The sequence below is a fragment of the Methylomonas albis genome, assembly GCF_014850955.1.
In the GTDB taxonomy this organism is placed as follows: Bacteria; Pseudomonadota; Gammaproteobacteria; order Methylococcales; family Methylomonadaceae; genus Methylomonas; species Methylomonas albis.
Genome location: NZ_JACXSS010000001.1, coordinates 2,448,292 through 2,467,023, shown reverse-complemented (window position 1 = coordinate 2,467,023; position 18,732 = coordinate 2,448,292). Strand labels below are relative to the sequence as shown.

Below are 18,732 nucleotides of genomic sequence, written 5' to 3'. Positions count from 1 at the left end.
TCGCTTCGGCTTCGCTCAGCGAACGACCTATTTGGCATTGCCAATGGGTACAAACTTTGTCAAAAATCTTCTAAAACGATGTCGGCCACGATAAAGCCTTTTCAATACCGCCTGCCGCGCCCGGTAGTCGGCGTGTTTCCCGGCGCGCATCCCGGACAAATGGTCGGTAACGGCCAATTGTTCAAGCGCCATGACACCTTGATCGCCCGTCCGGACCCCAGACGCATCGATTTAAGGGCCAGCTTGTTGGATCCGTTTGGTAATTATCAAGTGCGGGTGCAGCAGCAACATAGCGCGATCGACGTGTATCTGCTGGCTGATTTATCTGCGTCCATGCAGTTCGTCGGTAGCTATGACAAGCGCCGTGCGTTGGCGGATATGCTGTTATCGGTCGCTGCATCGGCTTTGGAGTATGGCGATAATGTCGGGTTTATCGCTTGTAACCAGCGCGTGCTCTCCGATTGTTATTTGCCGGCCGGTAAACACATGGGCCGGATTCAAGCGATGGCTAAGCGCCTGGAAAAAGTCGACTTGCAACCCGGTGCGGCCGGTTTGCAACAAGCGCAACGCTATCTACCCAATCATCGGGCCCTGGTGTTTTTAGCATCGGATTTTCATTTTCCCTTGCCGCAGTTGCAGGCTATTTTGCAAAACTTGCGGCGTCACGATGTGGTACCGCTGGTGCTGTGGGATCAGGCCGAATACAGCCGCTTGCCGGATTGGGGACTGTTTCAAGTTCAGGATCTGGAAACCGGCAGACGGCGCACGCTGTGGCTGCGTCCGGGGTTGAAGCGCAACATAGAAAACGCATTTGCGCAGCGCCGTGCGCAATTACAACAGCAGTTTCGCGCTTTGGGCTGTGAGCCCTTATTCATCGAAAACGCTTACCGCGCGGAGCAGCTGGGGCAATATTTTTTAAGGAGAGCCGGGTGACAGTGGCGGCAAAGCGGCTTTTTTCCGGTTCGGTAAGGGCATTTGGCGTGCTGCTGTTAGCGGCGTGCTCAGGCGCCTCCAATCAAGCACTCCGCGACTTTCAAGTGCAAACGCCGCGGCCGTTCGGTTATGTGATCGGCGATACCATACCGCAGCGGATTGTGCTGGAAACCCGCGCCGGTATGGCACTGGAACGCGGCAGTCTGCCGACGCCGGGTCGGGTGAATCGCTGGCTACAACTGAATGCGGTGCACGTACAAGAGCTAAGCGGTAGTGACGGCAAGCGCTATCAAATCGATCTGCTATATCAGCAATTTTACGCCCCTATGGAAGTCAAAGCCTTGAACATACCAGGCTATAACTTGCGCTTTCAGCAACATGGGCAAAGCCTGGAGCAACCGGTTGCGGCATGGACCTTTACCGCCGCACCCTTACGCGAGTTAGTGGTCAGGCAGGATCAACACGGCGAATACCTGCGCCCGGACCAAGCACCGCCCTTGTTAGACGACGCTGTCATTGTCCAGCGCTTATTCATGGCCTTGGCCGTGGTCTTGGGTGTGGCTTTACGTTTGGCCTGGCTCTACGGTTACTTGCCAGGTCGAGCGCAGCGCCGGGTGTTTAAGTGCGCGCAGCGGCAACTGCAAAAGCTTGGCCTGTCGCAATTACCGCAGGCGCTGGCTGCACTGCATGCTGCTTTTAATGGTTTGCATGGCAAGCCGGTGTTTTTACATAAATTGACCGAGTTTTATCAAAGCCATCCGGAATACTGCAGCATCGCCGACGAATTGTCCTGGTTTTTCGATTATTCCAATCGCTACTTTTTCGACGACGCTTCGACCATGCCGCAAGAAAGCGATCTGCAAAAAATCAAAGCCCTGTGTCTGCACTGCCGGGAAATCGAGCGAGGCAGCCGATGAATTTAGGCTTCGATTATCCGTGGGCCTTGCTGGGTTTGCTGTTATGCCTGTTGCCGATGCTTAGAATAGGCGCGGTCGCCAACCCTTATCCCTGGCTGGCGTTATTACCCGTCGATCCTGTATCGCTGGCCATCAGCGCTGTGATCCGCTTGTTGGGCGTGTTGGCGATAGGCGCACTGTGTCTGGGCTTGGCAGGTGCTTATTGGCAGGAGCAGCAAGTGGAGCGCATCGGCCATGGTGCGCATATCGTCATGCTTTTGGATCGCAGTAACAGCATGGACAATACCTTTGCCGGCAAGGCGCCGGAAACGCAAGGCGAAGAATCCAAAGCCAGCGCTGCCCGTCGCCTGTTGAACCAGTTTGTCGAGCAGCGCGCACATGATTTGATCGGTATTGCCGCCTACAGTACCTCACCGCTGTTCGTGCTGCCGCTCACCGAAAACAAAGCTGCGATTCATGCCGCGATAGACGCCACGGTCTTGCCGGCCTTGGCTTATACCAACGTTAGCAAAGGTTTGAGTATGGCCTTGGAATTCTTCGATAGCCGGCCGGTGACCGGTTCGCGCATCGTGTTATTGGTGTCGGACGGCGCAGCAGTGATCGAGCCGGACAGCGAAGCGGCCTTGCGCGAGCTGTTCAAACAACGCCAAGTCAGCTTGTATTGGGTATTCCTGCGCACCGCCAACAGCCCTGGCTTGTTTGAAACTCCTGAAGACCCGCGCGACGACAACGCTCAGGCCATGCCGGAACGCTATCTGCATCTGTTTTTTAGCAGCCTGCATATCCCGTATCAAGCTTACGAAGCCGAGACCCCCGGAGCGTTGCAGCAAGCCATAGACGACATTAATCACCTGGAAAATAGGCCTTTGCATTATTTCGAACGGATTCCAAAGCAGGATTTATCCACCCGTTGCTATGCCTGGGCGGCGACGATGCTGCTGTTACTACTGGGCGTCAAACTCTGCGAGGCCAGGCCGTGATCCGCAAAATTAAACATGGTTTGTTATGGTTGACGCTGACGGCGGCCTTAATGTTGACGCTGACGCAATTGCTACAACTGGTCGGGCTGTCCAGCCAAAATCGGTTGATCGCTCAGTTGCTGGTCGGCAAGGATGTCGGCGCCGACGAATTGGCGACGTCGGCACCGGAAGTGCGCATGGCCAGGGCGGTGTATCTGAGCCAGCACCAGCGCTACGACGAAGCCTTGACGACCTTGAATTTGTTATTGCAACAAAGCGGTTCTGAGGCACAAGCGCACACCCGTTACAACTTAGGCAATCTGTATCTACGCCAAGCCATGCAAAAAGCCGAAGCCGGCAATGTCAACGAAGCGATGCCGTTGCTGGGTCTGGCCAAGCAAGCCTATCGCGAAGCCTTGACGCTGGATAGTCAGTTTTGGGATGCCAAATACAATCTGGAAGTAGCGATGCGTCTATTGCCGGAGATGGACCGAATTTCTAGCGGCGACGATGCCGACGATCTCAGCCAAAAGACCCAGCTATGGACTACCTTGCCGGGGTTCCCGCGTGGTTTGCCGTAATTCAACGGCTTTCTTTCTTACCGATAATTTCACTACATGAGCATAACGCCCAATCTCAGGGATTACCGTTTCTGGCTGCTGGCGGCGGCGCTGCTGAGTTTGTTGCTGGTGTTTTTCCATCCGCAAACCAGCGCGCCAGCGTCCTTGTACCGCTTGACATTCATTGTCGACATTACCCGCAGTATGAATACCGAAGATTATCAGCTGGAGCGGCAGCCGGTCGGCCGCTTGCAGTTTGTCAAACAAGCGTTGCGCCAGGAGTTGTTAAAACTGCCTTGCGGTTCGGAAGTGGGTTTGGGCCTCTTCACCGAACGCCGCTCGACGCTGCTGTTCGAACCGATAGAAGTGTGTTCGGGGTTTGCCGAGATCGACGCCGCACTGGCGGCATTGGATTGGCGCATGGCCTGGGCCGCCGATAGTCGCATCGCCAGCGGTTTACTGAGCACCCTGGAGATGCTGAAAGACCAGGATCAGACTCTGGTGTTTTTCAGCGATGGTCAGGAAGCGCCGCCGCCCAATCCGCGCTATAAACCGGATTTATCCGCGCTGAAAGATAAGGTGGCCGGCATCATCATAGGCGTCGGCGGCGATCAACTGTCGCCCATCCCCAAGTTCGACGCCAAGGGTCAACGCCAGGGTTTTTATAAACCCGAAGACGTGCCGCATCGCTCGTCGTTTGGGGAATCGGATTTGAACCCGGAAAAGATCCAGGGTTACAACGCCCGTAACGCGCCGTTCGGCAGCGAGGCCGCCAGCGGTGACGAACACCTGAGCCGGCTGCACGAAAGCTATCTGCGCCAGCTCGCCGCCGAAAGTGGTTTGCAGTATCGACGCCTCACCGATGCCGATAGTCTGGATCAAGCCTTGCAGCAAGCCGAATTTGCCAAACCGGGCCAGCATCTGGTTGATACAAGTTGGCGCTATGCCGGCCTGGCGCTGTTGCTGTTAGCGGCGGTGTATTTCAGATAAATCAGTCACCAGCGACGGTATCCACCAGCAAAATCCGTTCGCTATCCAGGCGTAAGGACAAGGTTTTACAGAGCAGGCTGGTTTCGAAATCGCGGTAGCGTTCAGAGGTGACTATACGCTCGCTATCGCCGCAATTTTCCAAGGCCAGCAATTGAAAGAAATACGGCCGCCAAGACCAGTTAAAACCGATTTTACGCGGATCGGTAAACCATTGGTTTTCTTTGAAGTTGAAATCCGGCGAAATTTGGTCGCCCTGGTTATTGCATAGATAAAACCGAATCACACCGCTATCGGTGAAATTCCAACTGACCAATTCGTTCAGATTAAAGTCATCTTGCAAGGTGTCGGCCAATTTGAAGATAAGGACTTTGCTGGTGTTGATGGCGCTGACTTTCTTTTGCACCTTGGCCAAGGTGTTTTTCAAAAACTTACCGCGCAGTGAGGCGATATGCTGCTCGTAAAGATCTGCCGGCAGAAAATCGGCTTTGGCCTGAGCAAATAAAAAGCCCTGCATGTATTGCGCGCCGCAGTTTAGGCTGAATAAAAACGCTTCGTCGGATTCCACGCCTTCGCAAATGATCCGGCAACCGGTACGTTTGCCCAGACGCGAAATCATGTGAATGATGTCGCCAGCTATGCCGCCCTTGGTCGCCAGTTTGAACAAGCGCATGTCGATTTTGATGATGTCGGGTTGAATGGCGATGACTCGTTCCAGTTGCGAGGAGCCGGCGCCGAAATCGCCGATAGCCACGCTCAAACCGTGTTTGCGATAACGCCGCACAATTTGTTTCAATTTCTGCGTATCGACATGAGCATCGGAAATTTCCACGATGATGCGCCGCCGATCGATATTCAGCTCGTCCAACATGCGTAGTGTGGGCAGCGTGTTCAATTGCCGCAGGTTTTCAATCCAGGCTGCGGAAATGTTCAATGCGAGATAACTTTGCGTATCGGCCAATTCCGAAAACTTTTCCAGGGCTTGCCACCGCACCTGCCTGTCCAGTTCGGTACGGGTTTTGGCATCGACATCGGCGGAAGAGAACAGGGCGCCTGCCGATACCACTTTGCCTTTGCCGTCGTATTGGCGAGCCAGAGCTTCATAACCGACGATTTTGCCGCTGGCTACCGAGATAATCGGTTGAAAATATGGAAATAACTGGGTTTTAGCTTGCATCGTCCCTTGGTATCAAATTAAGTGGGTTTCGGTAAAAACTCCTTCAGTTCCGCGACACAGGAACCGCAACCGCTGCCGGCGTTCAAACAGGCGCTGATGTCGGCAACGCTTTGCAATTGCTGGGTTTGCACCGCTTGTTTGATGGATTTTTCGCCGACATTGAAACACGAACAGACGATTCGGCCAATATCGGTTTCACCTTTGGGCGGTAGGCCGCTCAGCAAACTCAGGCGCTCAGCTCTGCTTAACTCGGTTTTGGCAAATAAACTGCCTAGCCAGCCGGGTTCGGGTAGCTCGCTATTGGGGCCGACAAATAAGCAGGCTTGTAATTCGCGATCAAGCAAATAAGCAGTGCGGTAATAGCCTGCTTGTTGGTCGCTATATTCCAGCCAGTAATTGTCGTCGATATGCTGCTCTTCAGCGGCGAGTAACGAGCGTGCCCATACCCGCCAGTCCTTGCCGGTTTCGGTAGAAGCCAATTCGTAGCGAAAGTAGCGCTCGCCGCGCACCTTAACCTGATACTCGGCACCCTCGATGTGCAAGGGCTTTCGAGATAATATCGTTGCATACCATTGTGCCGGCCAAGTGCTGATATGCACCGGGGTTTGCTTGCTTTCCGGTTGCCCGGAGTGCGGATCGACAACCGGGTTGACCACCGCGCCCATTCGGCCATGGCTACTGGTTTGACCGGTCCAGTGCATGGGCACGAACAGACTACCGATTTGCTGACCCGGATTGATCTCGACGCGAGCAAGCATGTTACCCCAAAGGCTTTGGATGTTGGCCAGGCTGCGCGCCGCTAATCCTAGGCGCTCGGCATCGGTCGGGTGTATCTCCACAAAGGGTTCGGGCCGATGCGCAGTCAGTTTGGCGGCCAGACCGGTGCGGGTCATCGTGTGCCATTGGTCACGTAAACGGCCGGTATTCAGGGTAAACGGATAGTCGGCATTCGGCGCGTTGACCGGCGGACGCGGTGTTATCGAGATGAAGCGAGCCTTGCGATTGGCTGTGAAATACTGACCATCCGCGAACATTCTGGCCGTACCTGCTGTGTGCCCGGCGCTGACCGGCCACTGCACCGGTTGCAGTGCGTCGAAGTCGTGCTGATCGATCCGGGCAAAAGCCGATAAGTTGAAATCGCGTAGCTGATGCTCGGTATCGTTTTCAAATGCCGACAGTGCTGCATGTTCGCGAAAAACATCGGCGCTGGATGCGTAGTTAAACGCCTCTCTAAACCCCATGCGTTGCGCGACTTGGCTAATAATCCACCAATCGTGCCGGGCTGCGCCGGAGGCTGGAAACAGCGGCCTTTGTCGGGAGATGCGCCGTTCCAGGTTGGTGACAGTGCCGTCTTTTTCGCTCCAGCCGGTGGCCGGCAGCAGTACATGGGCCAGTTGGGCGGTGTCGGTGTTGGCGATGCAATCGGACACCACCACCAGTTCGCACTGTTGCAAAGCGTGTTTAACTTTGTCAGCGTCCGGCATCGATACCACCGGATTGGTGGCCATGATCCACACTGCTTTGATTTGGCCGGCGGCGATGGCATCGAACATCGCCACGGCTTTTAAACCTTGTTTGTCGGCGATTTTGTCGCTGCCCCAAAAACGGCTAACTCTATCGACATGCTCGGGGTTGTCCAAATCCATGTGTGCGGCCAAGGTATTCGCCAAACCGCCGACTTCCCGGCCGCCCATGGCGTTGGGTTGGCCGGTGAAGGAAAACGGTCCCATGCCCGGTTTGCCGATGCGCCCGGTCGCCAGATGGCAATTGATGATGGCATTGCATTTATCCGAGCCGGAACCGGATTGATTGATGCCTTGCGAATAGACCGTGACGGTCTTTTCGGTATGGGCAAACCAATCGAATAGCGTGCCGACCGCTGCCGAACTTAATCCGCAAGCACTGGCTACTTGTTCGATGCTGCCGGCACTGTGTTGCGCTTCGGACACGGCTGCGGCAAAACCTTCTGTATGGTCATCGATATAAGCTTGATCCAGCCGGCCGTTTTGCTGTAAATGCGCCAGAATGCCATTGAATAACAAGGCGTCCATGCCCGGTTTGACTGGTAAGTGCAAATCGGCAATATCGCAGCTGGCGGTGGCGCGCGGATCGATCACCACGACTTTTAAATTAGGATTGTTTTCCTTGGCCTTACGGATGCGTTGAAAAGCAATCGGATGGCACCAAGCGGCATTGGAGCCGACCAGTAAAATCAATTCGGCCAATTCCAGGTCTTCGTAATTGCAGGGCACTGTGTCGGCCCCGAATGCGCGTTTATACCCAACTACCGCCGACGACATGCACAGCCGGGAGTTGGTGTCGATATTGGCTGTGCCGATAAAGCCTTTCATCAATTTATTGGCGACGTAATAATCCTCTGTCAGCAATTGGCCGGAGACATAAAATGCCACTGCTTCGGGGCCGTGTTTTTCGATAATCTCGTTAAAGCGTGCGGCGACATGGTTTAAAGCGCTATCCCAATCGACCCGTTGGCCGTGGATGCTGGGGTAGAGCAGACGGTTTTCCAGCGAAACGGTATCGCCGAGCGTCGCGCCTTTCGAGCAAAGTTTGCCGAAGTTGGCCGGGTGAGTACTGTCGCCCTTGATGGTAACCCGGTGCGTGGTGCTGTCTTCTACCGTGGCTTCGATGCCGCAACCGACACCGCAATAAGGGCAAGTGGTTTTGATAGTGTTCATGTGTAAATCTGGTTATGCCGCATTTGCCAACGAGGTTTGGCCGAACATCAAGCGGTCTCGGATTGCGGTAATCGGGGTTTTATCCTTGACCAGATTTAAATACCAGGCGCTGTCGCTGGTGTCGCCATACAGAATTACGCCGACGACAATATTATTGCGCAACACAATTTTTTTATAGACGCCCAACTCATGGTCTATCAGTTGCAGGGTCTGGCATTCGTTATCGCCTTCGAAATCGCCCACCGAAAATAAATCGATACCCGTCACTTTCAACATGGTGGCGGACGATAAAGTTTTAAATTGGCTGTTGGTTTGTCCGGACAATTGTTGCGCGCAAACTTTGGCTTGCTCGTAGACCGGCGCGACCAAACCAAACAGTTCGCCCCGGTGTTGCACGCATTCGCCGACCGAAAAGATCGCCGGGTCGCTGGTTCGCATGCTGTCGTCGACCACGATGCCGTGCTGACATTCCAACCCGATGCGTTTGGCCAGGCTGATATTGGGCTTGATGCCGGTGGACATAATCAGCATGTCGGCCGGTAAGACGCTGCCGTCACTGAGCTCAACCGCGCTGATATGCTCGTCCCGGCTGTCTATGCGTTGAATAGTGGTTCCGAGATAAAACTGTATGCCTTTATCCGCCAATTGGCGCTGTAAAAATGCCGCTGCTTTATTATCCAATTGCCGGTTCAATAAATGGCCGGCGCGATTGACGACGCTGACCTGCATACCGCGTTTCAGCAAGCCGTTGGCAGCTTCCAAGCCCAGCAATCCGCCACCCAAAATTACCGCATGGCGTTTGCTGGCGGCTTTTTCTATCATGGTTTCCACGTCGGCGATGTCTCTAAAGCCCAATACGCCTTCGACGTTGCGGCCGGGTATATCCAGCATCAACGGTAAGGAACCGGTAGCGATCAACAGCTTGTCGTAAAACGCACAGGTGCCGTCATGGGCAATCACGCAGCGGCGCTCGCGGTCGATGTTAACCACCGCCTTATCCGGTCCGCAGTACAGTGTGACCCGGTTGTTTAGATACCAATCGAAATCGTGAATCATGATGTCGGCGATGCTTTTCGCGCCAAACAGCACCGGCGTTAGCATGATGCGATTGTAATTGCCGTGCGGCTCGGCGCCGAACACGGTGATGTCGTAGCGGCCAGGCGCGGTCTGAATCAATTCGTCAACGGTACGCATGCCGGCCATGCCGTTGCCTATCACTACCAATTTGAGTTTCATGCTGTTGCCGAATGAGTGGGGTGAATGATAGGGGGCGAATTTCCAATTCGCCCCCAGCCGCTTAAAAGCTGACGTTGGCTTGCAGCCAGATTTTTTGGGTATCGGGGAACGCCGCATTATTGGTGTTGAAGTCCGCGTATTTGGCGAGTAAGGAGTAATGCTTACCGAATTTTTTCATCACGGAGAAGTCCCATTCCGTACCGAATTTGACGCCGCCGGTATCGTCGGAGAAGTCGTGAAACACGCCGGTGAAGATCAGGCTATCGTTCATAGCCTTGTAGCTGGCGGTGGCGAACACGTCGCGGATACCTTGGCCCATGGCGATGGTGGCGGGCGAGCTGGCCCCTACCGGGTTAATGAATATATCGGCCCAACCTTGGAAGGCGTGGTTGGTACCCAACGGGGTGTTAAAGGTTTTATTCAGGCCGGAGCCGTTCAGCTGTTCCATCGCCCCTTGCAAGGTCACATTGAACGCAGTCAAACCACCCATCAAATTGATGCGGTCGGCTTGGTAATGGTTGGGGTTGTCGGCGTAATTGGATTGTTTACCCCATTCGGCGGTATACAGAAAGTTGACGGTATCCCAGAACTGCGGCGATTTACCGTCGAAGCGCAGGCCATAAGTTTGCGAGGATTTGAAGTAATTGGCGCGTTCGCGGTAATCCAGCCAGTAGCCGTAGCCGATCAAATTACCCCAGTCGCTGACTTTGTAATTCAGGTTAAGAATGGGCGCGTTCAAGGTTTCGGTTTCACCGAATATGTTTTGCACATGGTCCAAATAACCGACGTTAGCGGTCAAACCAAATAAGGTCTGGTTGTTATGCGTGATTAAAACCGAATCGTAAGTCGATTCCATTTGCCGCCAGCCGACGTTGCCGATGAAGCGATCGTCGTCGAACTTGATACGTTGTCGGCCGACTTTGATTAAGGTATCGGCGATACCTTTGTAACTCAGCCAGAATTGGTTGAGTTCATTGCGTGCCGGATCGGCGATGACGGAATAGTTTCTATCACGGTTTGTGGTGGTACCGCCCCGGTCATAGTCCGATTGGGCCGCATACAAACCTTCGTACTCGGCATAACCTTGAAAGTCATGGAAGGTCGGTGTCAGAAATCCCAAGCGTAAGCGCACGGTATTGGCGTTGGCAGTCTCCAGCGGTTTGGTCGCGTTAGGCGACGGTTTTTTAACGCCATTGTCTTGATCGACATTCTCCCAACGGTAGTTCAAATCCATTTTTACCGCGCCATTGCTGCCGTAATGGTAGAAATTCAAGGCATCTTCCACTTCTTTGGTGATGTCGGCTGCGGCCGGCAGACTGACGAAGGTTAGTGATAATAGTGTCGCCGGTAACTTGCCGGTTGGACGTTTGAGTTTTTGCGGCATAAGGCCCCCTAGGGAAACAAGCGGTTTTAAATTAATGGGTGTGATCGCATTCGGACAAGAAGGTCAGCAGGCTCTCCCGGTATTTGTAGTAATCGGGATGTTCCAACAACGCTTTGCGGGTGCGCGGCCGGGGCAGGTCGATTTCCTGAATTTTGCCGATTTTGGCGTGTGGGCCGTTGGTCATCATCACCACGCGGTCGGCTAACAAAATGGCTTCGTCGACATCATGGGTAACCACAATGGCGGTGACATGGGTGCGTTCCCAAACTTCCATCAATACTTCCTGGAGTTCCCAGCGGGTCAGCGAATCCAACATGCCGAAGGGTTCGTCGAGTAGTAGTAATTTGGGAGATAAGGCAAAGGCGCGGGCGATACCGACCCGCTGGCGCATACCGTTGGACATGTCGGCGGCTTTTTTATGCATCGCATCGGCCAGGCCGACGCGGGTTAGATAATATTCGACTATGTCGTCGCGTTCGTCTTGGCTGGCATGCGGATAAACCTTATCCACGCCCAGCATTACATTTTGGAATGCGGTCAGCCAAGGGAACAGGCTAGGTGCTTGAAACACTACGCCGCGATCCGGGCCGGCACCGTCGATTTCCCGATTATCCAAAATAATGCCGCCTTCGGAAATTTCGTTCAGGCCGGCGGTCATCGATAACACCGTGGATTTGCCGCAACCGGAGTGGCCGATGATGGAAATGAATTCGCCTTTCTTCATTTTCATATCAAAGCCGTCCACCACTTTGACGCTGCTGTTGCCGTCGGGTGTGGGATAGGTTTTCGACAGATTGGCAAACTCCAGATAGCGCGCTTTGCCCAAATCGCGGGCGGCAGGCTTTAACGCCGAGGTGTCCAGTTTCCAGTCGTTGCTGGTATTGGGGCGTACGTCCGGCAGTTTGATTTTGTCGCTGGTTTCGCCGCCGGCGCTTTCCATGCCGATATCCATCAGATAACGAGTAATTTCGGCGCGCAAGCGTTTAAATTCTTCGTTATGGTTCAGGGCGGTGCGGTCGCGCGGCCGCTCCAGATCGATAGTAAAAGCCGGGCCGAAGCTGGCGTCCGGGCCGGGTTTGAGTGGAATGACCCGATCGGCCATGTAAATGGCTTCATCGACGTCGTTGGTAATCAGGATGACGGTCTTCTTATCCTGTTCCCAAATTTGCAGAATTTCGTCCTGCAAATTGCCCCGAGTCAGCGCGTCCAGTGCGCTGAGCGGTTCGTCCAGTAATAAAATATCGGGATTGGCGGCCAAAGCCCTGGCGACGTTGACGCGTTGACGCATGCCGCCGGACAGTTCGCCCGGCTTTTTGTCCATCGCTCGGCCCAGGTTTACCATCTTGACGTACTTTTCGGTGTGGGCCCGGCGTTGATCGGCGCTCCAGTCCTTGAAAATAGCGTCTACCGCCAGTGCTACGTTTTCGTAAACCGTCAGCCATGGCATCAAGGAATAGTTTTGGAATACCACGCCGCGGTCCGGTCCGGGTGCGGTGATTGGCAGGCCTTGTTTCAATAGTTCGCCGCTGTCGGCGTGGATTAAACCAGCGATCATCGATATCAAGGTGGTTTTGCCACTGCCGGAAAAACCCACGATGGCAATGAATTCGCCTTCGCGAATATCCAGGTTAATGTCTTTCAGGATAGAGGCTTTGTCTTTGCCTTCGCCGTAAGATTTACAGACGTTTTTCAGTTCCACCAAGGGTTTATAGGCATCGTTGGCTGGAACGGCGGTGCTTGCTGATTGTTTGTGCATGGAAAGCTCAATGATTTTTGCTTGGGCGGCGCTCATGACGGCATCCTCAGATTTTTTGGAACGAGAACAGGTTTTGCAGCGAGTTCATCACCCTGTCGAGGATGAAGCCGATGATGCCGATGGTGAATACCGCTACCATGATTCTGCTCAATGAGTTGGAACTGCCGTTTTGGAATTCATCCCAGACGAATTTGCCCAGACCGGGGTTTTGCGCCAGCATCTCGGCGGCGATCAATACCATCCAACCTACGCCCAGGGACAATCGCATACCGGTAAAAATATAGGGCAGGGCAGAGGGCAGGATGATGCGCTTGATCTGTGTGGCCCAATCCAGGCGTAACACTTTGCCGACGTTAACCAAGTCGCGGTCTATTGAGGATACGCCGACGGCGGTGTTGATCAGCGTGGGCCATAAGGAACACAGCGTTACGGTAATCGCCGAGGTGAGAAAAGACTTGGCAAACCAGGAATCGTCGTCGGTGACATACATGGCACTGACCACCAAGGTGACGATGGGCAGCCAAGCCAGCGGCGACACCGGTTTAAAAATCTGGATCAGCGGGTTGAACGCGGTATTTAGTACCGGACTCATACCGCAGATGATGCCCAGCGGTACTGCGATCAAAGTAGCGATGATAAAGCCGGCAAACACGGTACGCAGGCTGGTGAAAATTTGGTCTAGATAAGTTGGTTTGCCGGTGTACGGACGCGGCTTGATTTCGGCTTTGGGATCTTCGGCCAGTTTTTCTTTGTTACGCAATTCCTGGCGTTGAAAAAACTCGGCCATTTTGGCTTTTTCGGCGGCATGCTCGGCCACCAGCCCGCTGACTTCCGACCAAACTGCAACCGGCCCTGGAATTGCGCCCAGGCTGGTATTGATGTGTGAAGCCGTTACGCTCCAAAAGCCCAAAAACAGGATGAAGGCGATAATCGGCACGCCCATGATCAGCCACATTTGCCGTAGTTGTTGAGCGGGGTTTTCGCCGGCCGCAATTTTTACAAACGGCACGAACCAGGTCAGGCCGGTGATGTTGAAGAATTTAATTAGTTGCTTAGTCATGTTTGTGTCTCGCGTATCGTTGGCTCGGTAAAAAAGATGCGTCCTTGCACCACTGCACATCCTGTTTAGAGCACCCACCAAGAGTTTGTTTAATCGACGATTTTGCCGCCGGAAACGGTTTGTTTGCCTTTCAGACCTATCGGAAATTTGGCCAGATAATCGTTAGGTTTGTTGGCATCGAAAGGAATTTTGTCGATGAAGAAGTTTTGCGAAGGTTTAATGCCGGTGTCGGCCGGGAAGTCTTCGGCTTTGGCTTTGCCTTCTGCGACCAGTTCTTTTGCAGCTGCCAGGTAAATGTCAGGGCGATAGACTTTTTTCGCGGTTTCCAAGTACCAGTTGTCGGGTTTATATTCATTGATCATGCCCCAGCGACGCAACTGGGTCAGATACCAGACCGCGCTACTGTATGAAGGGTAGCTGGCGCCATGGCGGAAAAAAGTATTGAAGTCAGGTAAGGCGCGTTTGTCGCCTTTTTCATATTCGAAGGTGCCGTTCATACTAGCTGCCAATACATCAACATCCGCGCCCACGTATTGTTTTTGCGAGAGCATTTCGATGGCTTCTTTACGGTTTTTGTTGTTTTCCGCGTCCAGCCACATCGAGGCTCGAATCAGGGCTTTGGTGACGGCTAAATAGGTATTGGGGTATTTTTCCGCCCAAGCTTGGGTCACGCCGAAGACTTTTTCCGGCGTATCTTTCCAGAGTTCTTCGTCGGTGATCACCGGTACGCCGATGCCTTTAAACACGGCTTGTTGATTCCAGGGTTCGCCGACGCAGTAGCCGAAAATCGTGCCCGATTCCAGCGTGGCTGGCATTTGTGGTGGTGGGGTGACCGCCAACAGGGCGTCGGCATTGATTTGTCCGGAGGTATCTTGCGGTGGCGCATAAAAACCAGGATTGATGCCGCCGGCAGCCAGCCAGTAACGCAGTTTGACGTTGTGGCTACCGGGCGGGAAAGTCATCGCCATGTTAAACGGTTTACCTTCGGCTTTAAATTTATCGACAACCGGCTTCAGTGCGTCGGCTTTAATCGGATGTACCGGCTTGCCACCTTCCATGGGGACATTGGCTTTCATTTGTTTCCAGATGTCGTTGGAAACGGTAATGGCGTTGCCGTTAAAGCCCATGCTGAAGGCGGAGACGAGATCCGCCTTGGCGCCGTAGCCGGCACTGTAACCCAGGGGAGCAGATGCCAACATATGTGAGCCGTCCAGTTCGCCGTTGATTACCCGGTCCATCACTACTTTCCAATTGGCTTGCGCTTCCAATTGCACGAATAAACCTTCTTCCTCAAAAAAACCTTTTTCCGCAGCTACCGCCAGCGGTGCCATGTCAGTCAATTTGATAAAACCGAATTTCAAATCTTCTTTTTCCGGTTTGCCGGCGGCGAAGCTATGGTTGGAAAAACCTAATATGCCCAGCGCGACGACCGAGCTAAATGCGGCGGCAATTGTCTTGGGGGTGAAAATGCGGTTCTGTTTCATGTCGGTTCCTGTCAATTGAGAAAAATCGGCCAAAAAAAAGGCGTCTATGGCTGATCTGCATGCAAATCGGCCAATAGACGCCTTTGTCTTTATTGCTCAACAGTGAGCGGGTTAGTTGTTGACGACTCCTACACTGGAGTATTGCTTATTTCTAAGCAAACCTGATGCCAGTTTAATAATTTTGCTGATTTCTATATAAAAAATCTTTAAATAACATTTAGTTACGATTTTATTTTACAGATTTTTTTTTTTGGATTTAGTTAATGCACCTAGGCGGAATTTAAAATGATGCACTCTATTGAAACAGCAGTCGTTTTTTTGCACATGCGTGGTGCAAAGGGCCATGTCGTTAAGTTAAGTGTTTTTCGATAAGGTGATCCGCAGACTGAGCGGAGCCGAAGCCGGCAATTCGCTTCGGCTCCGCTCAGCGAACGGCTTAACCTAACGGTATTGGCGGGAAAGAGTGGTGTTTCTAATAATCGCTGGGATATGCGGGCTACTTCAATGCAATGTGCTCGCGCCATTGCACCAAATCAGGTTACTTACCGCGTGATTGATTGTCTTCGTTTGATTGCGTTGTAGCCAAAGTAGGCAATAAGACTAATCCAAGCCAGCAAGATGTCCCAAAACTGTTTGATAAACATCATGGGAGCTAAAAATAGCGACATCCAATGGTTTAGGGGAATAAAACGGGCTGCGAAGTTGGCGCCTTCAGGGCAACTCGCTTGCTTGTCAAAGCCTGCAAGTTCGCATCCGGCAAGCGTAAGAACCTTGCTGGAATTGATGTGCGCCAAGAAAGGCATGCCAAACGCGACAGTAAATAGAATCAGCCCAGCAAGAAGAATCCAGAACATTAGCTTGTTGTATTTGTTCATGGTTGCTTAACTTAAAGCTAAGCGCGCGCGATAGCAACCGTACAGTTTGAAAACAAGGTTGGGTGCAACTTTAGCCATTTATACTTACAGATTCCAGGGTCATCGGTAACCATGTGCTCAGGGCGCGATGGCAAGAATGGTAAGGGCAGGATGATGTTGCCGGCTAGTCTGCTGCAACCGATACGGGCGCCACTGATTTTGCGAAAGACTACCCAGGATGAGGATACACGGCGGATTCTTCGATTTAGGGCCTTGGTAAACCCGATTGCTGCGCGGTACAGGGCGCTATTAACATAGCGCCCGGTTGGCCCGGCGGAGTCTGACTCTAGCTGGCTTGGCCGGCTGCAGTTGCTTCAGGTACTTCGATCAATCGGCCGGTTTTTACGTCGTAAACATAACCGTATACTGGGATGTCGCCAGGTACCAGTGGATGGGCTTTGATGCGTTTAACATCTTCCAGCACGCTGTCGGCTTGGTTTTTGATGGTCAGCCAGTTGATGTATTTACCGTCTGTCGAGCCAGGGCCGGCACCGCTATCATGCCAGCCGGTGGCATCGACGCTGGCGGTTTTCAAGCTGCTGGACAACAAGTCGCTCATGATTTCATTGGTAAAGGTTTCCATACCGCAGTCGGTGTGATGAATCACAAACCATTCCTTGGTACCGAGTAATTTGTAGGAAATAACCAGGGAGCGGATCGCATCGTCGCTGGCGCGGCCGCCGGCATTACGAATCACGTGGGCATCACCTTCGGATAATCCTGCATATTTGGCGGGGTCCAGTCGGGCGTCCATACAGGTCAGTATGGCAAACTGACGAGCCGGCGGCATAGCCAAATCGCCTTTGGTGAAACTGGATACATAATCGCGGTTGGCTAACAGTACTTCGTTGTGGATTTTGCTCATAAAAACCTCGGTGGGTGAAAAAACGTCTGGCCTGAACGACAAGCCAGACGAGGTAACGACTATCTCCGGGCGGCATTGTAGCTTTGCGGAATCCTGGTTTAAAGACGCTAATTAGTTTATAAAATATAAACTTTAAGTTTATAGTTGGGCGTCATGGATAAGTTTAACAACATGCGGGTGTTTTGCCGAATCGTTGAGTTGGGGACTTTTTCGGCGGTGGCCAAAGAGTTGAAGCTGTCGACGATGATGATCAGCAAGTATATCGCGCAATTGGAGGCCTCCCTGGGCGTGGTGCTGTTGCACCGCACGACGCGTAGCCTCAGCCTCACTAGTGCCGGCGAAGCCTACTACAACCGCAGCAAACAGTTGCTGGAAGATTTGGCTGATTTGGAAGCGTCCACCGCGCAGTTGGGCGAACGGGTGAAAGGTACTATCAAGATCAGTGCGCCGATAGATTTCGGCGGCATGTATATGGTGCCGGCCATCGAGAGCTACTTAAAGCGTTATCCCGAAGTGAAGATTTTGATGTCGCTGGATAATAGACCACCCAACTTGCGGGTGGGCAGCGTCGACATTTCCTTGTTAGTCACCGACACCCTGGACCCCGGCGTGGTAGCGCGCAAGATCGCCGAGACCGAATTGTGCACCTATGCCTCGCCGGCCTACTTATCGGAAAAAGGCTGTCCGCAAACCATAGACGAACTCAGCAATCACCAATGCCTGCACTATGTCGATACCCCGCACGGCGAGTTTTGGCTGTTTAATGTCGATGGCGAATTGAAAAAAATCAAATCCGACTGGGTGCTGGCATCTAACAACGGGCGCGCATTGTGTCAGGCGGCGGCCCTGGGGATGGGTATCGTCCAGGCGCCGAGATTGTCGGTCGCACCGTACTTACAAAGCGGTGAGTTGGTGGAGATCCTCAGGCAATACCGCCGGCCGGCGCTAGCCATTTACGCCACTTATCTGCAACGGCGTTTTTATCCGGCCAAATTGACCACGTTTATCGATTTTTTGTTGGAGTATTTTGAGCGGTAGGGGATTTGGGATCGGGCGGCTTAGTGAGAGAAAAGGGGCATAGCGTTTGAAATGATTTTTTTAGTATTTGTGTCAGACAATATGTTCAACTTTTGATGCCATGAATGGCATATTCTGCTGCTGGGCAGAGCAAGTTCTGCCAACTGACGACGACCGGGATTTGTGCAACGACGGGTCTGTTTAGCTATGGATGCTCGATTGCAAGACCTGACCCCTGGTTTTCGTTATTTCTAAGCATGAACACAACAACACATAAAAAGGTAAGAACATGAACGTTAGATTGAAAAAATACCCGCTTGTTGGTTTTTTAGTCCTGTTTTTTGGCGTTGCTAATCCTATTGCAGCGCTTACAGAAATTCAAAATGCGTTGACGACCGAAGCGACTAACGATGCCATTGTTAACCTTGAAGCGGCCTTGAAAGCGGTGACTGAGCATAAGTTGAATGAGGCGGAAAATTACATTGATGCCACGCGGAGCTCTGCCAGCGACATTTTGGGAAGGTGTTCGGTTGAAGCAAAAAAAGAACGCGGTTCCAACGCACTTAAAAATGCACGTCGGCAAATTAAGAACGGTGATTCAGTCGCTGCTGAGGCTTCTTTAAAAGAAGCGATTAAAATTTTTAAATCTTTACTAATGTCCGTTAACAATACCCAGCAACCCAGTTTGTTTAAGTGATTCAAACCGCATCAACTTCTGGTGCCAATGCTAGCCATGAACTGGCCAACATCGGACAGAGAAAGTGAAAAACCTGATGGCAATGACTCG

At 52.7% G+C, this 18,732-nt stretch carries 16 protein-coding genes; 7 read left to right on the top strand and 9 right to left on the bottom strand.

Annotation, left to right across the window (positions count from 1 at the left end; all coding sequences use genetic code 11):
* The first annotated feature begins 78 nt into the window (after positions 1-78).
* Genes EBA_RS11400 through EBA_RS11380 form a run of 5 tightly spaced genes read left to right on the top strand, consistent with a single transcriptional unit; the run spans position 79 to position 4,359 of the window.
* Complete coding sequence (locus EBA_RS11400) at positions 79-933, top strand: DUF58 domain-containing protein (RefSeq protein WP_192374830.1); 855 nt, start codon at positions 79-81, stop codon at positions 931-933.
* The gene (locus tag EBA_RS11395; protein WP_192374829.1) at positions 930-1,850 is read left to right on the top strand and encodes a nonribosomal peptide synthetase MxaA; all 921 of its coding nucleotides are present in this window, start codon (positions 930-932) and stop codon (positions 1,848-1,850) included. Before EBA_RS11400 ends, EBA_RS11395 begins: the two co-directional genes overlap by 4 nt.
* Positions 1,847-2,830, top strand: coding sequence for a vWA domain-containing protein (locus EBA_RS11390; protein WP_192374828.1), 984 nt, complete (start codon positions 1,847-1,849; stop codon positions 2,828-2,830). The genes EBA_RS11395 and EBA_RS11390 overlap by 4 nt, the downstream gene beginning before the upstream one ends.
* On the top strand, positions 2,827-3,390 hold the full coding sequence (locus tag EBA_RS11385) for an MxaK protein (protein ID WP_192374827.1): 564 nt from the start codon (positions 2,827-2,829) through the stop codon (positions 3,388-3,390). Before EBA_RS11390 ends, EBA_RS11385 begins: the two co-directional genes overlap by 4 nt.
* A gap of 36 nt (positions 3,391-3,426) precedes the next feature.
* On the top strand, positions 3,427-4,359 hold the full coding sequence (locus tag EBA_RS11380) for a vWA domain-containing protein (protein WP_192374826.1): 933 nt from the start codon (positions 3,427-3,429) through the stop codon (positions 4,357-4,359).
* Position 4,360: 1 nt separating this feature from the next.
* Here the strand turns inward: EBA_RS11380 and EBA_RS11375 are convergent, their stop codons facing one another.
* The 9 genes from EBA_RS11375 to EBA_RS11335 all read right to left on the bottom strand — a co-directional run bounded on the left by EBA_RS11375 (position 4,361) and on the right by EBA_RS11335 (position 16,928).
* Entirely contained in the window at positions 4,361-5,533 is a 1,173-nt protein-coding gene (locus tag EBA_RS11375) for an EAL domain-containing protein (protein WP_192374825.1), read from the bottom strand.
* A 17-nt stretch (positions 5,534-5,550) separates the two neighbouring features.
* Positions 5,551-8,229 carry a nitrate reductase gene (locus tag EBA_RS11370; RefSeq protein ID WP_192374824.1) on the bottom strand — a complete coding sequence of 893 codons (2,679 nt, stop codon included), beginning with the start codon at positions 8,227-8,229 and terminating at the stop codon, positions 5,551-5,553.
* Between the two features lie 12 nt (positions 8,230-8,241).
* Positions 8,242-9,465, bottom strand: coding sequence for an NAD(P)/FAD-dependent oxidoreductase (locus EBA_RS11365; protein ID WP_192374823.1), 1,224 nt, complete (start codon positions 9,463-9,465; stop codon positions 8,242-8,244).
* A gap of 61 nt (positions 9,466-9,526) precedes the next feature.
* Positions 9,527-10,849 (bottom strand): alginate export family protein, encoded by a 1,323-nt coding sequence (locus EBA_RS11360; protein ID WP_192374822.1) that lies wholly within the window; start codon positions 10,847-10,849, stop codon positions 9,527-9,529.
* A 31-nt stretch (positions 10,850-10,880) separates the two neighbouring features.
* Positions 10,881-12,605 carry an ABC transporter ATP-binding protein gene (locus EBA_RS11355; RefSeq protein WP_192377261.1) on the bottom strand — a complete coding sequence of 575 codons (1,725 nt, stop codon included), beginning with the start codon at positions 12,603-12,605 and terminating at the stop codon, positions 10,881-10,883.
* Between the two features lie 46 nt (positions 12,606-12,651).
* Positions 12,652-13,665, bottom strand: a complete 1,014-nt coding sequence (locus EBA_RS11350; protein WP_192374821.1) for an ABC transporter permease — start codon at positions 13,663-13,665, stop codon at positions 12,652-12,654.
* Between the two features lie 89 nt (positions 13,666-13,754).
* On the bottom strand, positions 13,755-15,149 hold the full coding sequence (locus tag EBA_RS11345) for a CmpA/NrtA family ABC transporter substrate-binding protein (RefSeq protein ID WP_192374820.1): 1,395 nt from the start codon (positions 15,147-15,149) through the stop codon (positions 13,755-13,757).
* 542 nt (positions 15,150-15,691) lie between these two features.
* On the bottom strand, positions 15,692-16,024 hold the full coding sequence (locus EBA_RS11340; protein ID WP_192374819.1) for a hypothetical protein: 333 nt from the start codon (positions 16,022-16,024) through the stop codon (positions 15,692-15,694).
* Positions 16,025-16,349: 325 nt separating this feature from the next.
* A complete protein-coding gene (locus EBA_RS11335) occupies positions 16,350-16,928 on the bottom strand; it encodes a beta-class carbonic anhydrase (RefSeq protein WP_192374818.1) in 579 nt (192 codons plus the stop codon).
* A 153-nt stretch (positions 16,929-17,081) separates the two neighbouring features.
* Here EBA_RS11335 and EBA_RS11330 point away from each other — a divergent pair, with 153 nt between their 5' ends.
* Together EBA_RS11330 and EBA_RS11325 are read left to right on the top strand one after the other, a co-directional pair.
* On the top strand, positions 17,082-17,966 hold the full coding sequence (locus EBA_RS11330) for a LysR family transcriptional regulator (RefSeq protein ID WP_192374817.1): 885 nt from the start codon (positions 17,082-17,084) through the stop codon (positions 17,964-17,966).
* A gap of 268 nt (positions 17,967-18,234) precedes the next feature.
* On the top strand, positions 18,235-18,642 hold the full coding sequence (locus EBA_RS11325) for a hypothetical protein (RefSeq protein WP_192374816.1): 408 nt from the start codon (positions 18,235-18,237) through the stop codon (positions 18,640-18,642).
* Positions 18,643-18,732: the final 90 nt, after the last annotated feature.

Excerpts from the sequence above, each read along its gene's own strand:
- EBA_RS11340 (WP_192374819.1), bottom strand. The coding sequence starts at position 16,024 with ATGAACAAATACAACAAGCTAATGTTCTGGATTCTTCTTGCTGGGCTG.
- EBA_RS11335 (WP_192374818.1), bottom strand. The coding sequence starts at position 16,928 with ATGAGCAAAATCCACAACGAAGTACTGTTAGCCAACCGCGATTATGTA.
- EBA_RS11380 (WP_192374826.1), top strand. The coding sequence starts at position 3,427 with ATGAGCATAACGCCCAATCTCAGGGATTACCGTTTCTGGCTGCTGGCG.
- EBA_RS11350 (WP_192374821.1), bottom strand. The coding sequence starts at position 13,665 with ATGACTAAGCAACTAATTAAATTCTTCAACATCACCGGCCTGACCTGG.
- EBA_RS11325 (WP_192374816.1), top strand. The coding sequence starts at position 18,235 with ATGAACGTTAGATTGAAAAAATACCCGCTTGTTGGTTTTTTAGTCCTG.
- EBA_RS11365 (WP_192374823.1), bottom strand. The coding sequence starts at position 9,465 with ATGAAACTCAAATTGGTAGTGATAGGCAACGGCATGGCCGGCATGCGT.
- EBA_RS11375 (WP_192374825.1), bottom strand. The coding sequence starts at position 5,533 with ATGCAAGCTAAAACCCAGTTATTTCCATATTTTCAACCGATTATCTCG.
- EBA_RS11360 (WP_192374822.1), bottom strand. The coding sequence starts at position 10,849 with ATGCCGCAAAAACTCAAACGTCCAACCGGCAAGTTACCGGCGACACTA.
- EBA_RS11370 (WP_192374824.1), bottom strand. The coding sequence starts at position 8,229 with ATGAACACTATCAAAACCACTTGCCCTTATTGCGGTGTCGGTTGCGGC.
- EBA_RS11400 (WP_192374830.1), top strand. The coding sequence starts at position 79 with ATGTCGGCCACGATAAAGCCTTTTCAATACCGCCTGCCGCGCCCGGTA.
- EBA_RS11330 (WP_192374817.1), top strand. The coding sequence starts at position 17,082 with ATGGATAAGTTTAACAACATGCGGGTGTTTTGCCGAATCGTTGAGTTG.
- EBA_RS11345 (WP_192374820.1), bottom strand. The coding sequence starts at position 15,149 with ATGAAACAGAACCGCATTTTCACCCCCAAGACAATTGCCGCCGCATTT.
- EBA_RS11355 (WP_192377261.1), bottom strand. The coding sequence starts at position 12,605 with ATGCACAAACAATCAGCAAGCACCGCCGTTCCAGCCAACGATGCCTAT.
- EBA_RS11390 (WP_192374828.1), top strand. The coding sequence starts at position 1,847 with ATGAATTTAGGCTTCGATTATCCGTGGGCCTTGCTGGGTTTGCTGTTA.